Source organism: Pseudothauera rhizosphaerae, assembly GCF_004801305.1.
Lineage (GTDB): Bacteria > Pseudomonadota > Gammaproteobacteria > Burkholderiales > Rhodocyclaceae > Pseudothauera > Pseudothauera rhizosphaerae.
On the sequence record NZ_SSOD01000006.1, the window covers coordinates 196,655 to 222,457 of the forward strand.

The following is a 25,803-nucleotide window of genomic DNA, read 5'->3' on the forward strand; positions in this document are numbered from 1 at the left end:
GATTCAGGCGTCGAGCGGCAACAGGCCGTCTACGCCGTACAGTACGGCAAGGCTCTGCAGCCCCGCCGGTACGCCGCGCAGCACCAGGCGCCGGCCGTTGGCGCGCGCGCTGCGCAGCCAGGCGAACAGCAGCGCGAGCGCGGCCGAGTCGGCCACGGTGACCGCCGACAGGTCCACCACCCGGTCGGCCGCGGCCGCCGCGCGGCACCCCTCTTCGAGCAGGGGCGCCACGGTGGCCATGGTCAGCGGCCCTTCCAGGCGCAGCACTTCGCCTTCGCTTGCGATCATGAGCGTGCGGCGCCCTCGGCCAGTTCGCGGTTGCGATTCTCCAGCGAGCGGATCAGACCCTCGATGCCGCCGGTGCGGACTTCCTGGGTGAAGGTGCCGCGGTAGTTGGTGACCAGGCTGACCCCGGCGACGATGACGTCGAACACCTTCCAGCCGGCGTCGGTGCGCTCCAGCACGTAGTCGATGGCGACCGGCTGGGCGCCGGGCTGGCGCACCTCGGTGCGCACCTGCACCGTGGTGTCGGCGGCACCGGCGCGCAGGGGGCGGAATTCGATGACCTGGTCGCGGTACTGGGTGAGCGCATTCGAATAGGTGCGCACCAGCAGCGTACGGAAGGCGTCGGTGAGCTGCGCCTGCTGCTCGGGCGTGGCCTGGCGCCAGTCGCGCCCCACCGCCAGCATGGTCATGCGGCGGAAGTTGAAGTGGGGCAGCACCTTTTCGTCGACCAGGGCGAGGATCTTGGCCGTATCGCCGCCCTGGATGTCGCGGTCGCTGCGGACGATCTCCAGCACCTCGCCGGTGACGCTGCGCACGAGATCGTCCGGCGGGGTCACGGCCGCCTGCGCCGGCAGCAGCGCGGCGAGAGAAAGGGAGAAACCGAGGATCAGGGCTTTCATCGCTTCGTCACTTCCAGTTGGAGACCGGGGCCGTTGCCAGGGGGGCCGGGCGCGGTCGGGTCTATCAGTTCCAGCCGGCCCACCGAAGCGGCGGCGGCATCGGCCAGCAGGGGCGGCGCCACCGGGGCGGCCGCGCCGTTGAAGTCTTCGTACTCGATGGGCGGATTGCCGTCATGCACCTTGTAGCGCCGGTTCTGCAGGTAGAAGTCGCGCAGGTAGGCGTACTTGTCGAAGGTGCTCTCTTCCAGCGTCCTGTCGGCACCGAGCAGGCCGGCCCGCGTATGCACGACGTCCAGCGCGCGGAAGGCGTTGCGCGTACTCACATGATCCAGCCGCCAGGCCTGGTTGCCGCTCAGATCCACCGGCAGGGCGGCCGCATCGCGCACCGTGCGCGGACCGAGGAAGGGCAGCACCACGTAGGCGCCTTCGCCCACGCCCCACACCGCCAGGGTCTGGCCGAGATCCTCGTCGTGCTTGGGCAGGCCGGCCGGCGTGGCGATGTCGAGCAGCCCGACGATGCCGAAGGTGGAGTTGAACAGGAAGCGCATCCAGTCCGACAGCGCCTCGGCCGGCTTGCCCTGCAGCATGTTGTTGAGCCCGATCCAGGGATCGGCGAGATTGCTGAAGAAATTGCCCACGCCGATCTTCACCGGCTTGGGCGCGACGTAGTCGTAGCCCTGCGCCACCGGCTTCAGCACGGCCTTGTCCACGCTTTCGTTGAAGGTGAACATCGCCCGGTTGAAGCCTTCCAGCGGGTCGTCGGGGTTGCGCGGGGTGCTGGCACAGCCGCTCAGGACAGCCACGCCGCAGGCCAGGGCGCCCGCGCGCAGGATGGGAAGGAGACGCTTCTTCATTGTTGTTGGGTGCTACGTCCGTTTGCGCGCTCAGTTGGCCGGGGGCTCGGCAGCGCGGTTGAACAGGAACTGGCCGATCAGCTTCTCCAGCACCACGGCCGACTGGGTAATCTGGACGGCGTCGCCGTCCTTGAGCATATCCACGTCGCCCCCCGGTTCCAGCCCCACGTACTGCTCGCCGAGCAGGCCGGAGGTGAGGATGGTGGCGATGGTGTCGCGCGGAAATTCGTAGCGCGATTCGACGGCCAAGCTTACCACCGCGCGGTAAGCCTCCGTATCGAAACGGATGTCCGTGACCCGGCCGACCACGACGCCCGCGCTCTTGACCGGGGCACGCACCTTGAGACCGCCGATGTTGTCGAAAGGTGCCTGGATCACATAGGTGGGCACGTTGTTGAAGCCGCCGAAGCTGCCCACCTTCAGGGACAGGAAGAACAGCGCGGCGATGCCGATCGCGACGAAGAAGCCGACCCACAGGTCGAGTACGGTACGGCTCATGATTGACCCCGGAACATGAAGGAAGTGAGGACGAAATCCAGCGCCAGGATGGTCAGCGCAGAGCTCACCACGGTGCGGGTGATGGCACGCGAGACGCCCTCGGCGGTGGGCGCGCAGTCGTAGCCTTCGAACACCGCGATCAGCGACACCGCGACGCCGAACACGAAGCTCTTGATGACGCCGTTGACGACGTCGTAGCGGAAATCCACCGCCGCCTGCATCTGCGACCAGTAGGCGCCTTCGTCGATGCCGATGAACACCACGCTGATCAGCCAGCCGCCGAGGATGCCCATGGCGGAGAACAACGCCGCCAGCAGCGGCATGGAGATCACCCCGCCCCAGAAGCGCGGCGCGACCACGCGGGCGAACGGGCTCACCGCCATCATGTCCATGGCGGTGAGCTGCTCGGTGGTCTTCATCAGGCCGATCTCGGCGGTCACCGCCGAGCCCGCACGGGCGGCGAACAGCAGGCCCGCCAGCACCGGCCCCAGCTCCCGCAGCAGGGACAGGGCCACCATGGTGCCGGTAGCCTCGCTGGAGCCGAAGCGCTGCAGGATTTCGTAGCCCTGCAGCCCCAGCACCAGGCCGACGAAGAGGCCGGACACCAGGATGATGAGCAGGGACAGCACGCCGGAGAACCAGAGTTCGCGGAGGGTCAGGTGCAGGCGGCGGAAGGACTGCCCGGAATACAGCAGCACCAGCGCGAAGAAGCGCGCCGCGAAGCCCAGCCGCCACACTCCGTCCACGACGCGCGCGCCGATGCGGCGCAACAGTTCGGCCACGCGCTTCATGGCGCCCCCTCCCCCAGCAGGCTGGCCGCCAGGGGCGCGGCCGGATAGTGGAAGGGCACCGGGCCGTCGGCTTCCGCATGCACGAACTGGTGCACGAAGGGGTCGGTCGACGCGCGGATTTCGTCCGGCGTGCCCTGGGCGACGATGCGGCCCTCGGAGACGAAGTACACGTAGTCCACGATCTCCAGCGACTCGTGGATGTCGTGGGTGACCATGATGGAACTGGCGCCCAGCGCGTCGTTGAGGCGGCGGATCAACTGGCCGATGACGCCCAGCGAGATCGGGTCCAGGCCGGCGAAGGGCTCGTCGTACATGATCAGCATCGGGTCCAGCGCGATGGCGCGCGCCAGCGCCACGCGGCGCGCCATGCCGCCGGACAGCTCGGCCGGGCTGAGCCCTTCCGCGCCGCGCAGGCCCACCGCGTTGAGCTTGAGGCGCACCAGGTCGCGCACCAGTTCGGGCGGCAGGTCGGTGTGCTCGCGCAGGGGGAAGGCCACGTTGTCGAACACCGACATGTCGGTGAACAGCGCGCCGAACTGGAACAGCATGCCCATGCGGCGGCGCAGGGCGTAGAGATCGTCCCGCGACAGGCGGGCGAGATCCTGGCCATCCACCTGCACGCTGCCGGCCGAGGCGCGCAATTGCCCGCCGATCAGGCGCAGCAGCGTGGTTTTGCCGCAGCCGCTGCCGCCCATGATCGCCACCACCTGGCCGCGCCGCACCGACAGGTCGATGCCGCGCAGGATCTCGCGCTCGCCGTAGGCGAAGCGGACATTACGCAGGCATACCAGGGGAGTATCGGCGGGCTCGGTCACGGGCAGCGGGACGACGGATTCGACAAAGCTTGCGAGTGTACCAGAGACGATGCGAATGCCCTGTAACGGGTGTTGCATCGCGCGCAACATCCCCGCGCCCGCAGCGGCAGCGCCGCGGGCGCCGTGCGGGGGCGCTCTGCTATAATCGCCCGTCGCGCCGCGCCGGCTCCCCGGCGTGGCCCGCCCCCTTCCGTTCCCGACCACGCACACCATGCCCGACGCTTCCCCCCGCTTCCCCGCCGCCCAGGGCGCCGCCGCGCTCGCCCGGCGCGTGCTGCGCATCGAGGCCGACGCCGTGGCCGCGCTGGCCGAACGCGTGGGCGAGGATTTCGAACGCGCCGTGGCCCTGATCCTGCAGCGCCGCGGCCGGGTCATCGTCACCGGCATCGGCAAGTCCGGCCACGTGGCGCGCAAGCTCGCCGCCACCCTGGCCAGCACCGGCACGCCGGCCTATTTCGTCCATGCGGCCGAGGCGGCCCACGGCGACCTGGGCATGATCACGCCGGAAGACGTGGTGATCGCCCTGTCCTACTCCGGCTCCAGCGAGGAACTGCTCACCATCGTGCCCCTGGTCAAGCGCCAGGGCGCGCGGCTGATCAGCATGACCGGCAACCCGGATTCGCCGCTGGCGCGCGAGGCCGACATCCACCTCGACGCCGCGGTGGCCGAGGAAGCCTGCCCCCTCAACCTGGCGCCCACCGCCAGCACCACCGCCGCGCTCGCGCTGGGCGATGCGCTCGCCGTGGCGCTGCTCGATGCGCGCGGCTTCGGCGCCGAGGACTTCGCCCGCTCCCACCCCGGCGGCGCGCTGGGCCGGCGCCTGCTGACCCACGTGCGCGACGTCATGCGCCCGGCCGAACGGGTGCCCACGGTGGCCGGCGACGCCACCCTGGCCGAGGCGCTGCTGCAGGTCACCCGCGGCGGCATGGGCATGACCGCGATCGTGGACGCCGAACACCGCCCGACAGGCATCTTCACCGACGGCGACCTGCGCCGCGCGCTGGAGAAGGGCTGCGACGTGCGCAGCGCGCGGCTCGCCGAACTGATGAGCCGCAATCCGCGCACCATCGCCCCGGACGCGCTGGCCGTGGAAGCAGCCGAGATGATGGAACGCCTGCGCATCAGCCAGCTCATCGTCGTGGACGCCGACGGACGGCTGGCCGGCGCGCTCACCACCCACGACCTGATGCAGGCCAAGGTGATCTGATGCACGCCCCGCGCACCCCCGCCAACCTCCGCCTGATGGGCTTCGACGTGGACGGCGTGCTCACCGACGGCAGCCTCTACTTCACCCCCAACGGCGACGAGATCAAGGTGTTCTCCAGCCTCGACGGGCACGGCCTGAAGATGCTGCAGAACGCCGGCATCGAGGTCGTGATCATCAGCGGACGCAGCTCGCGTGCGCTGGAACTGCGCGCCGCCAACCTGGGCGTCGCCGAACTGCACATGGGCGTGGAGGACAAGCGCGCCTGCCTCGACACCCTGCTCGCGCAGCGTGGCCTCGCGCGCGAGCAGGCCGGCTACATGGGCGACGACGTGGTGGACCTGCCCATCCTGCGCGCCTGCGGCTTCGCCGCCACCCCGGCCGACGGGCACGGCTTCGTGCGCCGCCACGTGGATTACGTCGCCCGGCACAACGGCGGGCGCGGTGCGGTACGCGAGGTGTGCGACCACATCCTCGCCAGCCAGGGGCGCCTGCAGGCCATGCTGGCCGCCTATCTCACCTGAACCGGTATGGCCATTCCCGCCCACCGCATCTATCCCGTGGTCGCGCTGGCCCTGCTCGCCGGCGCCACGCTGTGGCTGGAGCGCGTCAGCGCACCGGAAGAAGCGCGCACGCCGGTGGTCGAACGGGGCAAGGCCGATTTCAGCGCCGACGGCACGCGCCTGGTCAGCTTCGGCGCCGACGGCCGGCAGCGCTACGAGCTGCTGGCCGAACGCATCACCCACTACCCCGGCGCAAACGGCACCGACATCACCGAATTCACCCGGCCGCGCCTCACCCAGACCGCCGAAGGCCGCCTGCTCCACCTCGTGGCCGACAGCGGCGAAGCCTATCGGGAAGGGGAGGAGATCCTGTTCACCGGCAAGGTGCGCGTGCGCCGCAGCGGCATCCCCGGCGAACCGGAGGCGGTGTTCGTCTCCGACACCCTGACCGTGTGGCCCGACGACGAACGCGCCCGCAGCCGCACGCCGGTCGTGCTCACCCGCGGCGACACCGTCATCCGCGCCAGCGGCATGCAGGCCGACAACATCTTCGGAACCCTGCAGTTCGACGGCAGGGTCAACGCCACCATGCCGCGCAGCGGCCGGAATACGCCATGAACCGCCACGCTCCCGCCCTCCTGCTGTGCTTCGCCCTCGCGTCCTCCGCCGCCCTGGCCGAGCCGGCCGACCGGGAGCAGCCGGTCAACATCGAGGCCAACCACGTCACCGTGGACGACCGCAGCAAGACCCACGTCTTCGAAGGCGACGTGATCCTCACCCAGGGTTCGCTGCAGATTCGCGGCGACAAGCTGGTGGTCACCCAGGGCGCCGACGGCTTCCAGCAGGGCGTGGCCACCGCGGGCGGCAACCGCCTGGCCACCTTCCGCCAGCGCCGCGCCGGCACCAACGAATACGTGGAGGGCGAGGCCGAGCGCATCGAGTACGACAGCCGCACCGAGCGGGCCAAGCTGTTCAACCGCGCCTACGTGAAGAGCGGCGGCGATGAGGTGCGCGGCAGCTACATCGAATACGACGCGCTGAGCGAGAACTACCTGGTCAGCAACGCCCCCGGCGGCGCCGGGCCGGCCGCCGGCGGCGGACGCGTGCGCGCGGTGATCCAGCCCAAGGGCAGCAGCGCGCCGGCCGCCCCGGCGCAGTGATTTTTCACGACAGAGAGAACGGCAAGGAGACTGCATGAGCTACGAAAACATCATCGTCGAGACCCGCGGCCGCGTCGGCCTGATCACCCTCAACCGGCCCAAGGCGCTCAACGCGCTCAACGACGCCCTGGTGGACGAGATCGGCCACGCCCTGGACGGCTTCGAGGCCGACGAGGGCATCGGCGCCGTCGTCATCACCGGCTCCGAGAAGGCTTTCGCCGCCGGTGCCGACATCGGCGCCATGGCCGGCTTCTCCTACATGGACGCCTACAAGGGCGACTACATCACGCGCAACTGGGAACGCGTGAAGACCTGCCGCAAGCCGGTGATCGCCGCGGTGGCCGGCTTCGCCCTGGGCGGCGGCTGCGAACTGGCGATGACCTGCGACATCATCATCGCGGCCGACAGCGCCAGGTTCGGCCAGCCGGAAGTCAAGCTCGGCATCCTGCCCGGCGCCGGCGGCACTCAGCGCCTGCCGCGCGCCGTGGGCAAGGCCAAGGCCATGGACCTGTGCCTCTCCGCCCGCTTCATGGATGCGGCCGAGGCCGAGCGCGCCGGCCTGGTGTCCCGCGTCGTGCCCGCGGACAAACTGCTGGACGAGGCGCTGGCCGCGGCCGAGACCATCGCCGGCTTCTCGCTGCCGGTGGTCATGATGATCAAGGAATCGGTGAACCGCGCCTTCGAGAGCGGCCTCAACGAGGGCCTGCTGTTCGAGCGCCGCGTGTTCCATGCCGCCTTCGCGCTGGAAGACCAGAAGGAAGGCATGGCCGCCTTCGTCGAGAAGCGCAGGCCCGACTTCAAGCACCGCTGAAGCGGGCCCGGCCGCCCCGCTCCCCCGCGCAGCCGGCCCCGTGCCGGCTGTTTTCATTCCGCTGCAACAAGGCCGGCGCATGCTGCCGCAACGCAGCGGACCGGAAAACCCATCCGGGTAATCCTGCCCATTCCGGGCAACCCCATGCGCGCACCATGGCTGCACGTCAGCGTTCCGTAAGCAATTGAATCTGATAATTGAAACGGTTTGCTGCAACGCATCAGAGAAAGCTTGACTTCGGTCCTTTGGCTTCTATAATCCGGACACATGATGCAGTGCAACATTCCGCCAAGAGCGTTGCCGCATCGATGTCACCCACCTCAATCCGCATCCATCGAAGGAGTTCTCAATGTCCACCTCCCCCGAGCAGTTCGCCGCTTTCAACAAGGCCAACATCGAAACCCTGCTGACCGTGGCCAACAACGCCTTCGCCAGCGCCGAGCGCCTGGCTGCGCTGAACCTGAACACCGCCCGCTCCCTGCTGGAAGACGGCGTGTCCAACACCAAGGCCCTGCTGGGCGTCAAGGACGTCCAGGAACTGATCAACCTGCAAACCTCGCTGGCCCAGCCGCTGGTCGAAAAGACCGTCGCCTACGCCCGCAGCGTGTATGAAATCGCCTCCCAGGGCCAGGAAGAGTTCTCCAAGCTGCTGGAAGGCCAGGTCGCCGAACTGAACAAGGGCGTGGCTTCCGCGCTGGACAAGGCCGCCAAGTCCGCCCCGGCCGGCTCCGACGTGGCCGTGGCCGCGGTCAAGTCCGCCATCGCCGCCGCCAACAGCGCCTACGACAGCCTCTCCAAGGCCGCCAAGCAGGTCGCCGAGATCGCCGAAGCCAACGTGGCTGCCGCGACCAACGCCACCGTCAAGGCCGTCAGCACCACCTCCAAGGCTGCTTCTTCCAAGAAGGCCGCCTGAGCCCCTCCGGCACCCCGGAAAGCAAACGGCCCCGCTTCGGCGGGGCCGTTTTCGTTTACCGGCTGTGCCCGACTTGCGGGACCGACGGAAACCCTACTGCCCCGCCTCCTCGATCACCACCGCCTCGCCGCCGCTGGCCGCATAGTGATGGGGGAACAGCCTGCGCATCTCCCCTTCGATCCACTCCTCCGCTTCCCGGTTGATCGCTTCCACCTTCCTGCCCTTCACGTCGATGACCGGGCCGATGCTCACGGTGATCTCGCCAGGGCGCTTCAGGAAGGCGTTGCGACGCCAGAACTCGCCCGCGTTGTGGGCCACCGGCACCACCGGCACGCCGGCGCGGCGCGCGAGGAAGGCGCCGCCGACCTTGTAGCGCCGCGTGGTGCCCGGCGCCACCCGCGTGCCTTCCGGGAACACCACCACCCAGTAGCCCTCCGAGAGCCGCGCCTTGCCCTGCTCCACCACCTGGGACAGAGCGTCCTTGCCGGCGGCGCGGTCGATGGCGATGCCCGGTATCTGCGCCAGCCCCCAGCCGAAGAAGGGCACGCGCAGCAGTTCCTTCTTGAGCACGAAGCACAGGGCGGGAAAGATGATCTGCAGCGCCATGGTTTCCCAGGCGGACTGGTGCTTGGACAGGATCACCGCCGGACCTGGGGGGATGTTCTCCCGCCCGATGACGCGATAGCGGATACCCAGCAGATGCCACACGAACCACATCACCACGTCCGCCCAGGAGGTGATGATGCGATGCCGAATGCGGTGCGGCAGGGGGAAGGTCAGGAAGCCGAAGAACACGTACGGCGGCGTGACCACCGTCAGCACGAGGGCGAAGAGAAGGGAACGGAGAAGGATCACGGGGTCACTTGCAGGAAAGGAAAGCAGGCGGCGCCACGGCCCTCACGAGGTGAGGTCCGCCACCACGGTCGCCAGATCGGGATAGATCAGCGTGTCCGCCGGCAGGGCCGGGTCCTCGCGCGTCTTCTGCCCCTTGCCGGTCAGCACCAGGTAGGGCTTGCCGCCCACCGCGATGCCGGCCTGCAGGTCGCGCAGGCTGTCGCCGACCACCGGCACACCGTCCAACGCGATGTTGAAGCGCTCGGAGATCTGCAGCAGCAGGCCCGGCTTGGGCTTGCGGCAGTCGCAGCCGGCGTCCGCCGCATGGGGGCAGAAGAAGATCGCGTCCAGCCGGCCGCCGACCTGGGCCAGGCTCTTGACCATCTTCTCGTGGATCGCGTTGAGCGTGTCCATGCCGAACAGCCCGCGCCCCACGCCGGACTGGTTGGTGGCCACCACCACCCGCCAGCCCCACTGGTTCAGGCGCGCGATGGCCTCCAGGGAACCGGGGATGGGTTTCCACTCGTCGGGCGACTTGATGAACTGCTCGGAGTCGTGATTGATGACGCCGTCGCGGTCGAGGATGATCAGCTTCATGGCGCCGGCTTCACACGGACAGGCGGGAGATGTCCGCCACCCGGTTCATCAGCCCGGCGAGCTGGTTCAGCAGGGCGAGGCGGTTGGCGCGGGTGAGCGGCTCCTCGGCCATCACCATGACCTCGTCGAAGAAGCGGTCCACCGCGTCCCGCAAGCCGGCCAGCACGCGCAGGGCATCGGCGTAGTCCTCGTTGTCCACATGCGAGCGCACCAGGGGCGCGACCTCGACCACGCGGTGGAACAGCGCCTTCTCGGCCTCTTCCTGCAGCAGGGCGACGTCCGGCTCGCCGGGTTCGCCCTCCGCCTTCTTCAGGATGTTGACGATGCGCTTGTTGGCCGCGGCCAGGGCTTCGGCTTCCGGCAGGCTGCGGAAGGTTTCCACCGCCGCGAGCTTGGCCGGCACCAGGTCGATGCGCGCGGGCTTGAGGGCCAGCACGGCGTCGATCACCGCCGCGTCGCGCCCGCTTTCCCGCAGCAGGTGGCGCAGGCGCTCGAAGACGAAATCCCGCAGCTGGGCGGTAAAGCCTTCCGCCGTCAGCAGGCCCGGCTTGAAGCCGGCCGCCGCGTCGTCGATGAGACGGGGCAGTTCCAGCGGCAGCGGGCTTTCCATCAGGATGCGCAGCACGCCCAGGGCGGCACGGCGCAGGGCGAAAGGATCCTTGTCGCCGGTGGGCACCAGGCCGATGCCGAAGAAGCCGACGAGGGCATCGAGCTTGTCGGCCAGCGCCACCGCGGCGGCCACGTTGCCCTCGGGCAGCGCGTCGCCGGCGAAGCGCGGCTGGTAGTGGGCCTGCACGGCGTCGGCCACCGCCTTGCCCTCCCCGTCGGCGAGCGCGTAGTAGCGGCCCATGATGCCCTGCAGTTCGGGGAATTCCCCCACCATCTCGGTGACGAGGTCGGCCTTGGCCAGCCGCGCCGCGCGCCGGGCGGCGGCCACGTCGCCGTGCAACTGGGTGGCGATGGCGCCGGCCAGGGCCTCCAAGCGCTCGACCCGTTCGAGCACGCTGCCCAGCTTGTTGTGATAGACCACGTTGGCCAGGCGCGGCAGGCGGCTGTCCAGCTTGTGCTTCTTGTCCGTCTCGAAGAAGAAGCGCGCATCCGACAGGCGCGGACGCACCACGCGGGCGTTGCCGGTGACGATGTTCACCGGGTTGTCGAGGCGCATGTTGGAGACGATCAGGAAGCGGTTGAGCAGCTTACCCTGGGCGTCGAAGAGCGGGAAATACTTCTGGTTGGCGCGCATGGTCAGGATCAGGCATTCCTGCGGCACGGCCAGGAATTCGGCCTCGAACTCGCCCACGTAAACGGTGGGGTGCTCCACCAGCGCCGTCACTTCGTCCAGCAGGTCGGCGTACTCGCCCAGTTGGGCGCCCTGGCGCTTCGCTTCGGCGATCAACTGATCGTCGATGTCGGCGCGGCGCTCGGCGAAGGACGGAATCACCTTGCCTTCCGCCAGCAGCGTGGGCTCGTAGGCTTCCGCGGTGGCGATGTCGATGTCGCCGCGGCTCATGAAGCGGTGGCCGCGCGTGGTACGGCCGGCGTCCAAGTCCAGCACCCGGCCCAGCACCACGTCGGCGCCGTGCAGCATGACCAGCTTGTGCACCGGGCGCACGAAGGTGGCGTCCCCGTCGCCCCAGCGCATCACCTTGGGGATGGGCAGCGCCTTGACCGCGTCCTGCACGATGCCGGCCAGCACGTCGGCGAGCTTCGCGCCCGGCACCACGGCAGTGTGGAAAAGCGCCTCGGCCTTGCCGTCCAGGCGGCGCTCGAAAGCGGCAACCGCGCTGGCCGGGATGCCCTTGGCTTCCATTTTCTTGAGCAGCGCCGGGGTGGGCTTGCCTTCGGCATCCAGCGCCACGGCCACGGGCATCAGCTTCTCGGTGACTTCCTTCGCCGCGGCCTCGGCGGCCACGCCCGGCATCAGGATGGCGATGCGGCGCGGGCTGGCGAACCAGCGGAAGCCCGCGTCCAACCCGGCCAGGCCGCGGGCCTTGAGCCCTTCGGCGATCCTGGCCGCAAAGGTCTCGCCCAGGCGCGGCAGGGCCTTGGGCGGCAGTTCTTCGGTCAGCAATTCGACGAGCAGAGTCGCGCCGGTCATCACGCGGCCTCCTTGTTGTTCAGCATGGGGAAGCCCAGCGCTTCGCGGGATTCGAAATAAGCCTGCGCCACGGCGCGGGACAGGTTGCGGATGCGGCCGATGTAGGCGGCGCGCTCGGTCACCGAGATGGCACCGCGGGCATCCAGCATGTTGAAGGTGTGGGCGGCCTTGAGCACCATCTCGTAGGCCGGCAGCGCGAGGCCCGCTTCCATCAGGCGCTTGGCCTCGGACTCGTAGTTGCCGAACAGCGAAAACAGGAAATCCACGTTGGAATGCTCGAAGTTGTAGGTGGACTGCTCCACCTCGTTCTGGTGGAACACGTCGCCGTAGGTGACCTTCGAGCCGTCCGGATACACCGCCCACACCAGGTCGTAGACGTTTTCCACGCCCTGCAGATACATCGCCAGGCGCTCCAGGCCGTAGGTGATCTCGCCCAGCACCGGCCTGCAGTCCAGGCCGCCCACCTGCTGGAAGTAGGTGAACTGGGTGACTTCCATGCCGTCCAGCCACACTTCCCAGCCCAGGCCCCAGGCGCCCAGCGTGGGGTTCTCCCAGTCGTCCTCGACGAAGCGGATGTCGTGCGCGTTGGGGTCTATGCCCAGCGCCCGCAGGGAATCCAGATACAGTTCCTGGATGTTCAGCGGCGAAGGCTTCAGCACCACCTGGTACTGGTAGTAGTGCTGCAGGCGGTTGGGGTTCTCGCCGTAGCGGCCGTCCTTGGGCCGGCGCGAGGGCTGCACGTAGGCGGCGTTCCACGGCTCGGGGCCGATGGCGCGCAGGAAGGTGGCGGTGTGGGAAGTGCCCGCGCCCACTTCGAGGTCGTAGGGCTGCAGCAGCACGCAGCCCCGCTCGCCCCAGAACTGCTGGAGCGTCAGGATGACTTGCTGGAAGGTGGGTTTTTGTGCAGTCATGGTCTCGGGCGGCAGGCGCCGCGCTGCGAACGCAAAGAGGTGGATTTTACTGGCATTTGCCGGCGCGCGGGCGGCCGCCGGCGCGCTATCGGCCGGCGGATGGAGCCGGCCGGCGGCGCAGACGCGGGAACAGGAGGAGCAGCACGGCCGCGGCGGCGAGCACCGCCGGCCAGTCGCCCCAATGGGCATAGGGCGTCATCCCCTGATAACCGCGCACCTCGGTGCGCAGTGCGCCCTGCTCGAAGGCGGGCAGCACGGCCTGCACGGAACCGTCGGGGCGGATCACCGCGGTCATGCCGGTGTTGGTGGAGCGCAGCATGGGCCGCCCCGTTTCCAGCGCCCGCACGCGGGCGATCTGCAGGTGCTGGGGCTGGGCCAGCGAATCCCCGTACCAGGCGAGGTTGGACAGGTTGAGCAGCAGCGTGGCCTCGGGCAGCGCGTGCAGCAGTTCGGCGCCGAAGAGGTCTTCGTAGCAGATGTTCACCGCCACGCGCTGGTCGCCCAGCGCCAGCGGCGCCTGCCGGGCCGGGCCGCGGGTCTGGTCGGACATGGGGATGTCGGCGAGGACGTAGAACCAGCCGAACAGCGGCGGCGAGTATTCGCCGAAGGGCACCAGGTGACGCTTGGCGTACCCCTGCCGCGGCGAGCGCCCGGCGCTGAGGGCTGCGTTGTGGATGTGCCCCTGCCCGTTGCGCGTGAACACGCCCAGCACCAGGTCGCCGCCCACGGCGTTCATGCGCGCTTCCAGGTGTTCGAGATAGCCCTCCGGCAGTTGCTCGGCCAGCAGCGGCAGCGTGGTTTCGGGCAGCACCACCAGTTGTGCGGGATTCTCCGTGACGAGGCGCAGGTTGGTGTCCAGCCAGTCGGCGAGGCGGCCGGGCTGCCACTTCAAACCCTGCTCGATGTTGGTCTGCAGCAGCGCCACGCGCAGGGGCTCGCCGACCGGCGCGGTCCACGCCACGCGCCCCAGCGCGACGCCGGCCACGGCCAGCACGAGCAGCGCCACGGCGCCCGGCCAGGCCTGCGCCAGGCGACGCCAGGGCGCGAAGGCGAGCAGCCCCGCGACCAGCGCGACGAGGCCGCCGACGCCGTACACACCGACCAGCGGCAGGAAGCCTGCCAACGGGCTGGGCGGCGTCTGCGAGTAGCCCACGGCGAGCCACGGGAAACCGGTGAACACGAACCCACGCAGCCACTCGCCCAGCACCCACAGGGCAGCGAACAGTCCGGCACGGGCGAATATAGTTTCCGGGTGCAGGCGGGCGAACAGGGCACCGGCCAGTCCGGGGAAGAGCGCCAGGTAGGCGCAGAACAGCAGGATCGCAAGACCGGCCAGGGGCGCCGGCATGCCGCCGTAGCGGTTCAGCGCCACGTACAGCCAGGACACCCCGGCGAGGAAGGCGCCCAGCCCCCACACGAAGCCGAGCAGGAATCCGCGCCGCGCGCGGCCGGCGCGGGCGAGCAGCGCCGCCAGCACCGCCAGGGCGACGAAGACGAGCGGGAAGAGGCCGAACGGCGCATAGGCGAGCACCGAGGCGGCGCCGGCCGCAAACGCGAGCAGCAGGGAGGACACGGGACGCATCAGCCGCCGGGGGTATCCTGCACAGCGGTGTCGCGCTCCACCAGCAGGGTATGCACCCGTCGGCTGTCGGCGCGCAGCACCTGGATCTTCAGGCCTTCCACGGCGATGCTCTCGCCGCGCTTGGGCAGGCGCCCGAGCTGATGGATCACCAGCCCGCCGACGGTATCGTAGTCCTCGTCGGCCAGATGGGTGTCGAAGGCGGTGTTGAAATCGGCGATCTCGGTCATGGCCTTGACCCGGTAGCGGCCGTGGCGGTCGAGGCGGATGTTGTCGCCGATCTCGTCGAAGTCGTATTCGTCCTCGATGTCGCCGACGATCTGTTCGAGCACGTCCTCGATGGTGACCAGGCCCGCCACCCCGCCGTATTCGTCCACGACGATGGCCATGTGGTTGCGGCTGACGCGGAACTCCCGCAGCAACACGTTGAGGCGCTTGGATTCGGGCACGAACACCGCCGGGCGCAGCACGGCGCGCAGGTCGCCGGTGTCGAAGGCGCTCCCGGCGAAGTAGCGCAGCAGGTCCTTGGCGAGCAGGATGCCGGCCACGTCGTCCTTGCTCTCACCCACCGCGGGAAAGCGCGAATGGGCGGTGTCGATGACGAAGGCGGCGATCCTGTCCAGCGGATCGTTCAGGTGGATCACGTCCATCTGGGCGCGCGGCACCATCACGTCGCGCACCTGCATGTCGGCGATCTGCAGCGCGCCTTCGATGATGGAGAGGGCGTCGGCATCGAGCAGATTGCGCTCGAAGGCCGCGTGGAGCTGCGCGAGGAGTTGTTCGCGATCTTCCGGTTCGCGCGTCAACAGGGCCGAAAGCCGCTCGATCAACGACGGTTTACTGGGGGTACTGTCCATCTCGCTTGGCTGGTAAGGAGTCAGGGGTGCCCAGCGGCAAGCACGAATCGTGCTGCCCTGCCCACGCCTGACGCCTCACACGGACCGCCTCGCGTTTCAAGCATACGGGTCGGCATGGCCGAGGCCGGCCAGGATCGCCGTTTCCCGGGCTTCCATGACCGTCGCGTCGGCATCCGTCTCGTGATCGTAACCCTGCAGATGCAGCATGCCATGCACCACCAGGTGGGCATAGTGCGCCTCCAGGTCCTTGTCCTGGGCGGCCGCCTCGCGCACCACCACCGGGACGCACAGCACCAGGTCGCCCGCCAGCGGGGCATCTTCGGCCTCATTGGGCAGAAGCTCCCCGTCACCATAGGCGAAGGTCAGCACGTTGGTGGCGTAGTCCTTGCCGCGGAAATCCCGGTTCAGCGTGCGTCCCTCCTCCTCGCCCACCAGGCGGACGGTGACTTCGGCGTCCCGTTCCAGCGCCGCCTGCGCCCAGCGGCGGATGGCGTCCTTCTTCGGGGCCTGGGCAAGCTGCGCCTTGTTCAGCGCCTTCTGCACGGTCAGCCCGAGTTGCGGCACGCGCTCCGGTTTGCCGGTCACGGCCGGCGCCATGTGGTGGCGCACGTCCACGCGCAGGGTGAGCAGATTGCATGCGCCCGGTTGCACGCCGATGACGGGCGTGCCTTCGTCGGATTCCGCCTCGATGTCCAGGTCGCCCCAGGCCGCGGGCGGAAAGTCCAGCACCAGGCGGCGCCCGCGGCCGAAGTCGATCTCGATGCGCTCGGCCCTGATGCGGGTGGCCTTGCCGTCGGCATCAACCGCGACGATCTTCGGGGCGGTCGGCTTCTTCGCCATGGGGGTGGTCCTTTTCCCGTTGTTCCCGCCGGAGCGCACGTGCCTCCCGCGCCGTCTGCCGGTCGTAGGCCTCGACGATGCGCATCACCAGCGGATGGCGCACCACGTCGTCCTTCTGGAACTCGGTGAAGGCGATGCCGCGCACCTGGGCGAGCACCTCGCGCGCTTCCAGCAGGCCGCTCTTCGCCCCGCGCGGCAGGTCCACCTGGGTGAGGTCGCCGGTGACCACCGCCTTGGCACCGAAGCCGATGCGGGTGAGGAACATCTTCATCTGCTCCGGCGTGGTGTTCTGCGCCTCGTCCAGGATGATGAAGGCGTGGTTGAGCGTGCGCCCGCGCATGAAGGCGAGCGGCGCGATCTCGATGGCGCCGCGCTCGAAGAGCTTGCCCGCGCGCTCGAAGCCCATCAGGTCGTAGAGGGCGTCGTAGAGCGGACGCAAATAGGGGTCGATCTTCTGCGCCAGGTCGCCGGGCAGGAAGCCCAGGCGCTCGCCCGCCTCCACCGCCGGGCGGGTCAGGATGATGCGCTCCACCTTCTCCCGCTCGAAGGCATCCACCGCGCTCGCCACCGCCAGATAGGTCTTGCCGGTGCCGGCCGGGCCGATGCCGAAGGTGATGTCGTGGTCCTGGATGTTGCGCAGGTAGTCCACCTGGCGCGGCGTGCGGCCGTGCAGTTCGTTCTTGCGGGTGAGCAGCACCGGGGCCGCGGCGGAGTTGCCCACGGCCGACGGCGCGCGCGCGGCGATCTCCATCAGTTCGAGCTGCAGGTCGTCCAGCGAGAGGTGATCGTCGGCCCTGGCGTAGAAGCGCTTCAGCGCTTCGGCCGCGCGCCCGGCGGCCTCGTCGCTGCTGCCCTTGATGGTGAAGCGCTCGCCGCGCCGGGCGATGCTCACGTCCAGCGCGGTCTCGATCTGGCGCAGGTTCTGGTCGAGCGCGCCGCACAGATTGGCCAGGCGCTCGTTGTCCACCGGCTCCAGCACCAGTTGGGTGGTCTGCTCCATTCAGGATTCCCGCAGCAGGATTTCGCCGCGCAGGCTGTGGGGCAGCGCGGCGGTGACGGTGACGTCCACGAACCGGCCGATCAGGCGGTCGCGGTTGGGCGAGTGCGCCGGGAAGTTCACCACGCGGTTGTTCCCGGTACGCCCGGAGAATTCGCCCGGATCCTTCTTCGACGGCCCTTCCACCAGGATGCGCTGCACCGTGCCGACCATGGCCTCGCTGATGGCGTGGGCCTGGGCTTCCAACTGCTTCTGCAGGCGCGCCAGCCAGGCGAGCTTGGTTTCCTGCGGCACGGGGTCGTCCAGGTCCGCCGCCGGGGTACCGGGGCGCGCACTGTAGACGAAGCTGAACGAGGTATCGAAGTTCAGTTCTTCCACCAGCTTCAGCGTCTTCTCGAAATCCGCCTCGGTCTCGCCGGGGAAGCCGACGATGAAGTCCGAGGACAGGGAGAGGTCGGGCCGCGCAGCGCGCAGCTTCTTCACCACGGACTTGAACTCCAGCACCGTGTAGCCGCGCTTCATGGCCGCCAGCACGCGGTCGGAGCCGGACTGCACCGGCAGGTGCAGGTGGGACACCAGCGTGGGGATCTTCAGGTAGGCGTCGAACACGCGCTGGGTCATCTCGCGCGGGTGGGAGGTAGTGTAGCGCAGGCGCTCGATGCCGGGGATCTCGGCCACGCATTCGAGCAGGAAGGCGAAGTCGCCGGTCTCGCCGCCCTCGCGGCTCAGGGCGCCGCGCCAGGCGTTCACGTTCTGCCCCAGCAGGGTCACTTCCTTGACGCCCTGCCCGGCCAGCCCCGCCACCTCGGCCAGGATGTCGTCCAGCGGGCGCGAGACCTCCTCGCCGCGGGTGTAGGGCACCACGCAGAAAGTGCAGTACTTGGAGCAGCCTTCCATGATGGACACGAAGGCGCTTGCCCCCTCCACGCGTGCCGGCGGCAGGGCGTCGAACTTCTCGATCTCGGGAAAGGAGATGTCCACCTGCGAGCGCCCGGTGGCGCGCCGCGCCTGGATCAGCCTGGGCAGGCGGTGCAGGGTCTGCGGGCCGAACACCACGTCCACATAGGGCGCCCGCGCCACGATGGCCTCGCCCTCCTGGCTGGCCACGCAGCCGCCCACGCCGATGATCAGTTCGGGGCGCGCCTGCTTGAGGTGCTTGACCCGGCCCAGGTCGTGGAACACCTTCTCCTGCGCCTTCTCGCGCACCGAGCAGGTATTGAAGAGGATCACGTCCGCCTCTTCCGGGTTGTCCGTCTTTTCCAGCCCCTCGGCCACCCCGAGCACGTCCGCCATCTTGTCGGAGTCGTACTCGTTCATCTGGCAGCCGAAGGTGCGGATGTAGAGCTTCTTCATCAGCCGTTGCGTTTGTTGACGCGGTAAATCTCGAGCCGTTATATTAGCAGGCTTGTTGGTGATGTAGCTCAGACGGTTAGAGCGACGGATTCATAACCCGTAGGTCGGCGGTTCGATTCCGCCCATCACCACCATCATTCCAGAACCCGCCGCTTCGCCGGCGGGTTCTTTCGTTTACGGCGGTCCGCTCAGGCGCCGACACCCTCGCGGGCGCGCAGCGCCGCGAGCAGCTTGTCGTGCACGCCGCCGAAACCGCCGTTGCTCATCACCAGCACGTGATCACCCGCCTGCGCCGTGGCGGCCACGTCGGCCACCAGTTGCGCCAGGTCGGCATGGCAGCTTGCCCGCGCGCCCAGCGGGGCGAGCGCCTCGGCGGCGTCCCAGCTCAGGCCGTTCGTGTAGCAGAACACCTGGTCCGCCTGGGCGAGGCTGGCGGGCAACTGGGCCTTCATGACGCCCAGCTTCATGGTGTTGGAACGCGGCTCCAGCACCGCGAGGACGCGCCCGGCGGGCCGGCTGCGGCGCAGGCCCTCCACGGTCAGCGCGATGGCGGTGGGGTGGTGGGCGAAGTCGTCATACACGGTGACGCCGCCGGCCTCGCCGCGCACTTCCAGGCGGCGTTTGATGCCGGCGAAGCGGGCCAGGCTGGCGACGGCCTGCTCGGGCGGCACGCCCGCGTGGCGCGCGGCGGCGACCGCTGCCAGCGCATTGGCGCGGTTGTGGCGTCCGGCGAGCGGCATGACGGCGCAGCCGAATTCGCGCCCGGCGAAGCGGAACACCGCCTCGCCCTCGCGGCTGCCTTCTTCCGCCAACCAGCCCTCGGCGTCCTCGAACCATTCCAGTTCGGACCAGCAGCCGCGCTCCAGCACCCGCTTCAGCGCGGCTTCCCCGGCATTGGCGACGATGCGCCCGCTCTTGGGCATGATGCGTACGAGATGGTGGAATTGGGTCTCGATCGCCGCCAGATCGGCGAAGATGTCCGCGTGGTCGAATTCCAGGTTGTTCAGGATCGCGGTGCGCGGGCGGTAATGGACGAACTTGGAGCGCTTGTCGCAGAAGGCGGTGTCGTATTCGTCCGCCTCGATGACGAAGAAAGGCGAATCCGTGAGGCGCGCGGAGACGCCGAAGTTCTTCGGCACGCCGCCCACCAGGAAACCCGGATTCAGGCCGGCATCCTCCAGCATCCAGACGAGCAGCGACGTCGTGGTGGTCTTGCCGTGGGTGCCGGCCACGGCCAGCACCCAGCGCCCGGCCAGCACGTGCTCGGCCAGCCACTGCGGGCCGGAGACGTAGGGCAGGCCGCGGTCGAGGATGGCTTCCAGCAGCGGATTGCCGCGGGAGATCGCATTGCCGATCACGAACACGTCCGGCTGCAGGTCGAGCTGGGCCGGATCGTAGCCTTCGGTGAGGACGATGCCCTGCTCTTCGAGTTGGGTGCTCATGGGTGGATAGACGTTGGCGTCGCAGCCGGTGACCGTGTGGCCCGCCGCGCGGGCGAGCAGCGCCACGCCGCCCATGAAAGTGCCGCAGATGCCGAGAATGTGGATGTGCATGAATACTCCGCGGACGCTGGAATGCGTGCGCAATCGGCCGGTGTAGAATGGCCGGCATTCTACCCGAAGGCGCACCGCCGCCCCGCAACCATGGCCTCACGAGTCAGCCTGCCCAGAAACGGCAACCTGCGGCGCGAGATCGCCGCGCTCGCGGCGCGCATGATGGCGGAGGACGGCATCGGCGACTACGGTTTCGCCAAGCGCAAGGCGGCGCGCCAACTGGGCGCGGTCGACGCCGAAACTCTCCCCACCAACGCCGAGATCGAAGCCGAGCTGCGCGCCTGGCAGGCCCTGTACCAGGACGAGGAACAGACCGAGCGCGTGCGCGAAATGCGCGAGGCCGCCGTGGAGATCATGCGCCAGTTGGAGACGTTCCGCCCCTACCTGACCGGCGGCGTGCTCGACGGCACGGCCGGCCGCTATGCCGAGATCGAGATCGACCTGTTCCCCGAAAGCGCGAAGGAAGTGGAGATCTTCTTCCTCGGCGAGAACGTGGCCTACGAGCACCGCAAGCCACGCCAACCCGGCCCCAACCCGCCGGAGACCGTGCTCGCCTTCGACTGGGACGACATCCCGGTGCGCCTGTCCATCTACCCGCCGGGTGCCGAGCGCGTGGGCCGCAAACCCAACGAACGCGCCCGCCTGCCCCAGGTCGAGGCGCTGCTCCAGGCCCCGGCCCCGGAGTCCAGCCTGTGAAGCGTCCGCTGCAAATCGTATTGATCGCCCTCGTCGCCGTCGGTGCGGCCACCGCCGGTTATCTGACCAACCGCGCCACGGCGCCGCAACCCCCTGCGGCCGCCGGCGTCGCCCCCGATGCGGGCCGCAGCCTGCTCGCGCTCTCCCTGCCCGATCTCGCCGGCACGCCGCAATCGCTCGCGCAGTGGCAGGGCAAGGTGCTGGTGGTCAACTTCTGGGCCACCTGGTGCGCGCCGTGCCGCAAGGAAATCCCCGATTTCGCCGCGGTCAGCCAGCGCCTGGCCGGCGACCCGGTACAGTTCGTCGGGCTGTCCATCGACAGCGCGGAAAAGGTGCGGGCCTTCCACAAGGAGTTCGCCGTGCCCTACCCGCTGCTGGTCGGCACGCCGGACACGCTGCGCGTCGCCGCCGAGCTCGGCAACAAGGCCCAAGCGCTGCCATTCACGGTGATCCTGGACCGCGGCGGGCGCATTGCGCACGTCAAACTCGGCACCTTGAAAGCGGACGAACTCGAAGGCAGAATTCGCGCACTGCTGCCGCCCCGGAACGGCTGAGGGGTTTCGCCGCGCTGGACAAATTGTTGCGATTTGCTGCAAACTTGCAGGCATGACGCGCCAAAAACGCAGCCAAAAGAACCAAACACCGCCACCTCCGGCGGCCCGCATCCTGGTTCTGCACGGCCCCAATCTGAACCTGCTCGGCACCCGCGAGCCTGAAATCTACGGCCGCACCACCCTGGCGGACATCCACGCCGCCATGGATGCGCGGGCACGGGCCGAGGGCGTCCTGGTCGAGTCCTTCCAGAGCAATCACGAAGGCCAGCTTATCGACCGGGTTCAGGCCGCGGCGGCCGAAGGCGTCGGCTTCATCGTCATCAACCCGGCGGGCTACACCCACACCAGCGTCGCCCTGCGCGACGCCCTGGCGGCGGTGAACATCCCCTATGTCGAGATACACCTCTCGAACATCCACGCGCGCGAGCCGTTCCGGCAGCACTCCTACTTCTCGGACCGCGCGGCCGGCGTCATCTGCGGACTCGGGGCGCAAGGCTACATGGCCGCCCTGGAGTTCGCCCTCTCGCGTCTGCGGGAAACACAACACTAATCAATCACCCCCGACGGCCGCCCAGGAGCAGGCGCCGTCCCGTTCGGAGAACAGCATGGATCTGCGCAAGCTGAAGAAACTCATCGACCTCGTCCAGGAATCGGGGATTTCCGAACTGGAAGTGACGGAGGGCGAGGAAAAGGTCCGCATCGCCAAGCACCTCACGGTCGCGCCCCAGGCCACCTACGTCACCCAGGCCCCCGCCGCCGCGCCGGCCCCCGTGGGCGCCCCCGCCGCGCCGGCCGAGAACGCGCTGCCGGAAGGCCACGTGGTCAAGTCGCCGATGGTCGGCACCTTCTACCGCGCCTCCTCGCCGGGCAGCAAACCCTTCGTGGACTTGGGCCAGAGCGTCGCGGAAGGCGACACCCTGTGCATCATCGAAGCGATGAAGCTGATGAACGAGATCGAAGCCGACGCCTCCGGGGTCGTCAAGGCCATCCTGGTCGACAACGGCGAACCGGTCGAATACGGCCAGCCGCTGTTCATCATCGGCTGATGCCCGCCATGTTCGAAAAGATACTGATCGCCAATAGGGGAGAGATCGCCCTGCGCGTGCTGCGCGCGTGCCGCGAACTCGGCATCCGCACGGTGGCGGTGCATTCGGAGGCCGACACCGAGGCGAAGTACGTCAAGCTCGCCGACGAATCGGTGTGCATCGGCCCGGCGCCGTCGGGCATGAGCTACCTCAACGTGCCGGCCATCATCTCCGCGGCCGAGGTCACCGATGCCGAGGCCATCCACCCCGGCTACGGCTTCCTGTCCGAGAACGCGGACTTCGCCGAGCGCGTCGAGCAGTCCGGCTTCGTCTTCATCGGTCCGCGCCCGGACACCATCCGCCTGATGGGCGACAAGGTCTCCGCCAAGGACGCCATGAAGGAGGCCGGCGTGCCCTGCGTGCCCGGTTCCGACGGCGCCCTGCCCGAAGATCCGAAGGAAATCGTCAAGATCGCCCGCGCCGTCGGCTACCCGGTGATCATCAAGGCCGCGGGCGGTGGCGGCGGCCGCGGCATGCGCGTCGTGCACACGGAAGCAGCGCTGCTCAACGCGGTGACCACCACCCGCGCCGAAGCGGGCGCGGCCTTCGGCAATCCCGTGGTGTACATGGAGAAATACCTGGAGAATCCGCGCCACGTGGAAATCCAGATCCTCGCCGACCAGCACGGCAACGCCGTCTATCTGGGCGAACGGGACTGCTCCATGCAGCGCCGCCACCAGAAGGTCATCGAGGAAGCCCCCGCCCCCGGCATCGAGCGCCGCCTGATCGCCCGCATCGGCGAACGCTGCGCCGAAGCCTGCCGCAGCATCGGCTACCGCGGCGCCGGCACCTTCGAATTCCTGTACGAGAACGGCGAGTTCTACTTCATCGAGATGAACACCCGCGTACAGGTCGAACACCCGGTCACCGAGATGATCACCGGCATCGACATCGTGCAGACGCAGATCCGCATCGCGGCCGGTGAAAAGCTGTGGTTCAAGCAGAAGGACATCCAGTTCCGCGGCCACGCGGTGGAATGCCGCATCAATGCAGAGGATCCGTTCAAGTTCACGCCGTCGCCGGGCCGCATCACCAACTGGCACACCCCGGGGGGTCCCGGCATCCGCGTCGATTCCCATGTGTACAACGGCTACACCGTGCCGTCGCACTATGATTCGATGATCGGCAAGCTGATCGCCTACGGCGACACGCGCGAGCAGGCCATCCGCCGCATGCGCATCGCCCTGTCCGAGATGGCGGTGGAAGGCATCAAGACCAACGTGCCGCTGCACCAGGAACTGATGCTAGACGCCCGCTTCGTCGAGGGCGGCACCAGCATCCACTACCTCGAGCAAAAGCTCGCCGACCGCAGCGAAGTCGCCAAGGCTTGAAGGCGGGCCGCGCCGATGTGGATCTCCGTCACCCTGCAGGCCGATAGCGAACGCGCCGAGGCGTTGTCCGACGCGCTGATGGAAGCCGGCGCGCTGTCGGTCGGCATCGAGGATGCCGATGCCGGCACCGAGGCGGAGACACCGCAGTTCGGCGAACCGGGCCATCACCCGACCCGGCTGTGGGAGCACAGCCGGGTCGTGGCCCTGTTCGACGCCGAGGCCGATCTCACCGTCGCCCTGGCCCAGGCCGCAGGCAGCGCCGGCTTCGACGCGGTGCCGCCGTTCACCGTGGACCAGGTCGCGGAACAGAACTGGGTGCAACTGACCCAGAGCCAGTTCGAACCCATCCGCATCACCGACCGGCTGTGGATCGTGCCGTCCTGGCACAGCGCCCCCGATCCGGAAGCGATCAACATCGAGCTCGACCCCGGCATGGCCTTCGGCACCGGCTCCCACCCCACCACGCGGCTGTGCCTGCAGTGGCTGTGCGAGACCGTGCAGCCGGGGGCGAGCGTGCTCGACTACGGCTGCGGCTCGGGCATCCTCGGCATCGCCGCGGCCAAGCTGGGCGCCGCCGACGTGCTCGGCGTGGACATCGACGACAAGGCGCTGGTCGCCGCGCGGGACAACGCCGCGCGCAACGGCGTCACGCTGCGCCTGCAGCATTCGCGCGCGCCGCTGGATGCGCGCTTCGACGTCGTCGTCGCCAACATCCTCACCAACCCGCTGTGCGTGCTCGCCCCCCTGCTCGCCGGACGGGTGGCGCCGGGCGGGCGCATGGCGCTGTCCGGCGTGCTGGAAACCCAGGCCGAACAGGTCATCGCCGCCTACGCGCCCTTCATCCGGCTCGAAGTGGGCGACACCCACGAAGGCTGGGTACGCCTCGAAGGCCGCCTGCCGGAGCGCGACGGGCCATGATGTTCGCCCGCTGCCCGGCTTGCCTGACGCTGTTCCGGGTCCGGCCGGAACAGCTCGGCGCACGCCGCGGCGAGGTCCGCTGCGGCCACTGCTTCAATCGCTTCAACGCCCTCGATCACCTGGTGACCGAGGCCGGCGAACGGATCGCCCCCGAAACCGTGCTGGCGCCGCCGGACGTTTCCCCGGCCGCGCCCCCCGCCTCCGTCGACATCCCGGCCGCGGCCGACGCCCAGGCGCCGGCAGAACATGCCGAGGCGGCCGACGGCGCCAGTCTCGACTTCGACATCCCCGAGGTCTGGCGCTCGCCGCGCGAGCGTCTGCGCGCCGCCGCTGAAGAGCCGCTTGCGGAGCCCGCTCCCGAGGCTGCTCCGGAAGCCGAATTCGTGGCACTTGAGGAGGACGCGGCCGGCGAGCCCGACTACGAACCCTCCCCGGATTTCGGCCGGGCCGAACCGACCATCGCGCGGGCTTTCGCCGAGGCGCCGGCGGACGACACCACGGCAGAAGACGCGCCCCCCCCATCCGGACAGGCGGACGTGGAACTGCCGCCGAACTGGACCAGCACCGCCGACGAGGACGCCGAGGACGCCGAACGGCTGGACGCGCTCTACGGCTCGCCCACCGCATCCGCCGGGCGGCGCTGGCTGTGGGGGCTGGGCGTCGGCATCCTGCTCGGCGCGCTCGCCGTGCAGTCGGCCTATCTGTTCCGCCAGGAGATCACGCGCAGCCTGCCCGTGCTGCGCCCGTTCTATCTCGCGGCGTGCGCGCAGTTCGGCTGCACGCTGCCGCTGCCGCGCGACGCCGAGCGCATCGGCATCGACGCCTCGGACCTGCAATCCGACCCGCGCGCGCCGTGGCGCTACGTACTCCACGCCACGGTGCGCAACCGCGCCGAATACGTGCAGGAATGGCCCCACCTGGAACTGACGCTGACCGACGCGCGCGACCGCCCGCTGGTGCGCCGGGTACTCGATCCGTTCGAATGGGCCCACGCCGAAACCGCCAAGCTGCGCGCAGGTTTTCCCGCCGGGCGCGAGCAGGTGGTCGAGCTGCATTTCGACGCGCCGGGACTGGAGGCGGTCGGCTACCGGGTCTACATCTTCTATCCTTGACGGGGCCCGCCGCAGCGGTCATGCCACCGTAACC

Annotated in this window: 29 protein-coding genes and 1 tRNA gene; 14 read left to right on the forward strand and 16 right to left on the reverse strand. The window is 69.1% G+C overall.

Features of this window, described 5'->3' with window-relative positions; translation table 11 throughout:
* Positions 1–3 precede the first annotated feature (3 nt).
* From E6O51_RS09730 to E6O51_RS09755, 6 genes are read right to left on the reverse strand one after another with little or no spacing between them, the layout of a single operon-like run.
* The gene (locus E6O51_RS09730; protein ID WP_136384790.1) at positions 4–288 is read right to left on the reverse strand and encodes an STAS domain-containing protein; all 285 of its coding nucleotides are present in this window, start codon (positions 286–288) and stop codon (positions 4–6) included.
* Positions 285–905, reverse strand: a complete 621-nt coding sequence (locus E6O51_RS09735; RefSeq protein ID WP_136384791.1) for an MlaC/ttg2D family ABC transporter substrate-binding protein — start codon at positions 903–905, stop codon at positions 285–287. The genes E6O51_RS09730 and E6O51_RS09735 overlap by 4 nt, the downstream gene beginning before the upstream one ends.
* Positions 902–1,759, reverse strand: a complete 858-nt coding sequence (locus tag E6O51_RS09740) for an MlaA family lipoprotein (protein ID WP_136384792.1) — start codon at positions 1,757–1,759, stop codon at positions 902–904. The genes E6O51_RS09735 and E6O51_RS09740 overlap by 4 nt, the downstream gene beginning before the upstream one ends.
* Before the next feature lie 30 nt (positions 1,760–1,789).
* Positions 1,790–2,257 carry an outer membrane lipid asymmetry maintenance protein MlaD gene (gene mlaD / locus E6O51_RS09745; RefSeq protein ID WP_136384793.1) on the reverse strand — a complete coding sequence of 156 codons (468 nt, stop codon included), beginning with the start codon at positions 2,255–2,257 and terminating at the stop codon, positions 1,790–1,792.
* Positions 2,254–3,048 carry a lipid asymmetry maintenance ABC transporter permease subunit MlaE gene (gene mlaE, locus E6O51_RS09750; RefSeq protein ID WP_136384794.1) on the reverse strand — a complete coding sequence of 265 codons (795 nt, stop codon included), beginning with the start codon at positions 3,046–3,048 and terminating at the stop codon, positions 2,254–2,256. Before mlaE ends, mlaD begins: the two co-directional genes overlap by 4 nt.
* Positions 3,045–3,869: an ABC transporter ATP-binding protein gene (locus E6O51_RS09755; protein ID WP_230976756.1), complete on the reverse strand. Its 825-nt coding sequence runs from the start codon at positions 3,867–3,869 to the stop codon at positions 3,045–3,047. The genes mlaE and E6O51_RS09755 overlap by 4 nt, the downstream gene beginning before the upstream one ends.
* Positions 3,870–4,074: 205 nt before the next feature.
* On the opposite strand from E6O51_RS09755, the gene E6O51_RS09760 reads away from it, so the two are divergent.
* From E6O51_RS09760 to E6O51_RS09785, 6 genes are all read left to right on the forward strand, one after another.
* Entirely contained in the window at positions 4,075–5,070 is a 996-nt protein-coding gene (locus tag E6O51_RS09760; protein ID WP_136384796.1) for a KpsF/GutQ family sugar-phosphate isomerase, read from the forward strand.
* On the forward strand, positions 5,070–5,591 hold the full coding sequence (locus E6O51_RS09765) for a KdsC family phosphatase (RefSeq protein WP_136384797.1): 522 nt from the start codon (positions 5,070–5,072) through the stop codon (positions 5,589–5,591). The genes E6O51_RS09760 and E6O51_RS09765 overlap by 1 nt, the downstream gene beginning before the upstream one ends.
* Before the next feature lie 6 nt (positions 5,592–5,597).
* Positions 5,598–6,188, forward strand: coding sequence for an LPS export ABC transporter periplasmic protein LptC (gene lptC, locus E6O51_RS09770; RefSeq protein ID WP_136384798.1), 591 nt, complete (start codon positions 5,598–5,600; stop codon positions 6,186–6,188).
* Positions 6,185–6,730, forward strand: coding sequence for a lipopolysaccharide transport periplasmic protein LptA (gene lptA, locus E6O51_RS09775; protein ID WP_136384799.1), 546 nt, complete (start codon positions 6,185–6,187; stop codon positions 6,728–6,730). The genes lptC and lptA overlap by 4 nt, the downstream gene beginning before the upstream one ends.
* Before the next feature lie 34 nt (positions 6,731–6,764).
* Complete coding sequence (locus E6O51_RS09780) at positions 6,765–7,541, forward strand: enoyl-CoA hydratase (RefSeq protein ID WP_136384800.1); 777 nt, start codon at positions 6,765–6,767, stop codon at positions 7,539–7,541.
* A 349-nt stretch (positions 7,542–7,890) separates the two neighbouring features.
* Complete coding sequence (locus E6O51_RS09785) at positions 7,891–8,454, forward strand: phasin family protein (protein ID WP_136384801.1); 564 nt, start codon at positions 7,891–7,893, stop codon at positions 8,452–8,454.
* A gap of 93 nt (positions 8,455–8,547) precedes the next feature.
* Here E6O51_RS09785 and E6O51_RS09790 read toward each other — a convergent pair whose 3' ends face one another.
* From E6O51_RS09790 to miaB, 9 genes are all read right to left on the reverse strand, one after another.
* Positions 8,548–9,309, reverse strand: a complete 762-nt coding sequence (locus E6O51_RS09790) for a lysophospholipid acyltransferase family protein (RefSeq protein ID WP_136384802.1) — start codon at positions 9,307–9,309, stop codon at positions 8,548–8,550.
* Positions 9,310–9,351: 42 nt separating this feature from the next.
* Positions 9,352–9,885, reverse strand: a complete 534-nt coding sequence (gmhB, locus tag E6O51_RS09795) for a D-glycero-beta-D-manno-heptose 1,7-bisphosphate 7-phosphatase (protein ID WP_136384803.1) — start codon at positions 9,883–9,885, stop codon at positions 9,352–9,354.
* A gap of 10 nt (positions 9,886–9,895) precedes the next feature.
* Positions 9,896–11,983, reverse strand: coding sequence for a glycine--tRNA ligase subunit beta (gene glyS / locus E6O51_RS09800; RefSeq protein ID WP_136384804.1), 2,088 nt, complete (start codon positions 11,981–11,983; stop codon positions 9,896–9,898).
* Entirely contained in the window at positions 11,983–12,894 is a 912-nt protein-coding gene (glyQ, locus tag E6O51_RS09805; RefSeq protein WP_136384805.1) for a glycine--tRNA ligase subunit alpha, read from the reverse strand. The genes glyS and glyQ overlap by 1 nt, the downstream gene beginning before the upstream one ends.
* Positions 12,895–12,979: 85 nt before the next feature.
* On the reverse strand, positions 12,980–14,476 hold the full coding sequence (gene lnt, locus E6O51_RS09810; RefSeq protein ID WP_136384806.1) for an apolipoprotein N-acyltransferase: 1,497 nt from the start codon (positions 14,474–14,476) through the stop codon (positions 12,980–12,982).
* Entirely contained in the window at positions 14,476–15,330 is an 855-nt protein-coding gene (locus E6O51_RS09815; protein ID WP_136384807.1) for an HlyC/CorC family transporter, read from the reverse strand. The genes lnt and E6O51_RS09815 overlap by 1 nt, the downstream gene beginning before the upstream one ends.
* Positions 15,331–15,426: 96 nt before the next feature.
* Positions 15,427–16,170 (reverse strand): rRNA maturation RNase YbeY, encoded by a 744-nt coding sequence (gene ybeY, locus E6O51_RS09820; RefSeq protein WP_136384808.1) that lies wholly within the window; start codon positions 16,168–16,170, stop codon positions 15,427–15,429.
* Positions 16,130–17,170, reverse strand: a complete 1,041-nt coding sequence (locus tag E6O51_RS09825) for a PhoH family protein (RefSeq protein WP_136384809.1) — start codon at positions 17,168–17,170, stop codon at positions 16,130–16,132. Before E6O51_RS09825 ends, ybeY begins: the two co-directional genes overlap by 41 nt.
* The gene (gene miaB, locus E6O51_RS09830) at positions 17,171–18,520 is read right to left on the reverse strand and encodes a tRNA (N6-isopentenyl adenosine(37)-C2)-methylthiotransferase MiaB (RefSeq protein ID WP_136384810.1); all 1,350 of its coding nucleotides are present in this window, start codon (positions 18,518–18,520) and stop codon (positions 17,171–17,173) included.
* Between the two features lie 57 nt (positions 18,521–18,577).
* Here miaB and E6O51_RS09835 point away from each other — a divergent pair.
* Positions 18,578–18,654: transfer RNA gene (locus E6O51_RS09835), tRNA-Met, on the forward strand.
* A gap of 54 nt (positions 18,655–18,708) precedes the next feature.
* On the opposite strand, the gene mpl is transcribed toward E6O51_RS09835, so the two are convergent.
* On the reverse strand, positions 18,709–20,073 hold the full coding sequence (gene mpl / locus E6O51_RS09840) for a UDP-N-acetylmuramate:L-alanyl-gamma-D-glutamyl-meso-diaminopimelate ligase (protein WP_136384811.1): 1,365 nt from the start codon (positions 20,071–20,073) through the stop codon (positions 18,709–18,711).
* Between the two features lie 159 nt (positions 20,074–20,232).
* Between mpl and E6O51_RS09845 the strand changes: the two genes are divergently transcribed.
* The 7 genes from E6O51_RS09845 to E6O51_RS09875 are packed head-to-tail and all read left to right on the forward strand — an operon-like array spanning position 20,233 to position 25,769.
* Complete coding sequence (locus E6O51_RS09845; RefSeq protein WP_230976757.1) at positions 20,233–20,769, forward strand: hypothetical protein; 537 nt, start codon at positions 20,233–20,235, stop codon at positions 20,767–20,769.
* Complete coding sequence (locus tag E6O51_RS09850) at positions 20,766–21,323, forward strand: TlpA family protein disulfide reductase (protein ID WP_136384813.1); 558 nt, start codon at positions 20,766–20,768, stop codon at positions 21,321–21,323. The genes E6O51_RS09845 and E6O51_RS09850 overlap by 4 nt, the downstream gene beginning before the upstream one ends.
* Before the next feature lie 52 nt (positions 21,324–21,375).
* Positions 21,376–21,873: a type II 3-dehydroquinate dehydratase gene (gene aroQ / locus E6O51_RS09855; protein ID WP_136384814.1), complete on the forward strand. Its 498-nt coding sequence runs from the start codon at positions 21,376–21,378 to the stop codon at positions 21,871–21,873.
* Positions 21,874–21,928: 55 nt separating this feature from the next.
* On the forward strand, positions 21,929–22,369 hold the full coding sequence (gene accB, locus E6O51_RS09860; RefSeq protein ID WP_136384815.1) for an acetyl-CoA carboxylase biotin carboxyl carrier protein: 441 nt from the start codon (positions 21,929–21,931) through the stop codon (positions 22,367–22,369).
* A gap of 8 nt (positions 22,370–22,377) precedes the next feature.
* The gene (gene accC, locus E6O51_RS09865; protein ID WP_136384816.1) at positions 22,378–23,739 is read left to right on the forward strand and encodes an acetyl-CoA carboxylase biotin carboxylase subunit; all 1,362 of its coding nucleotides are present in this window, start codon (positions 22,378–22,380) and stop codon (positions 23,737–23,739) included.
* 15 nt (positions 23,740–23,754) lie between these two features.
* Positions 23,755–24,657, forward strand: a complete 903-nt coding sequence (prmA, locus tag E6O51_RS09870; RefSeq protein WP_136384817.1) for a 50S ribosomal protein L11 methyltransferase — start codon at positions 23,755–23,757, stop codon at positions 24,655–24,657.
* Positions 24,654–25,769 (forward strand): DUF3426 domain-containing protein, encoded by a 1,116-nt coding sequence (locus E6O51_RS09875; RefSeq protein WP_136384856.1) that lies wholly within the window; start codon positions 24,654–24,656, stop codon positions 25,767–25,769. The genes prmA and E6O51_RS09875 overlap by 4 nt, the downstream gene beginning before the upstream one ends.
* Positions 25,770–25,803 lie beyond the last annotated feature (34 nt).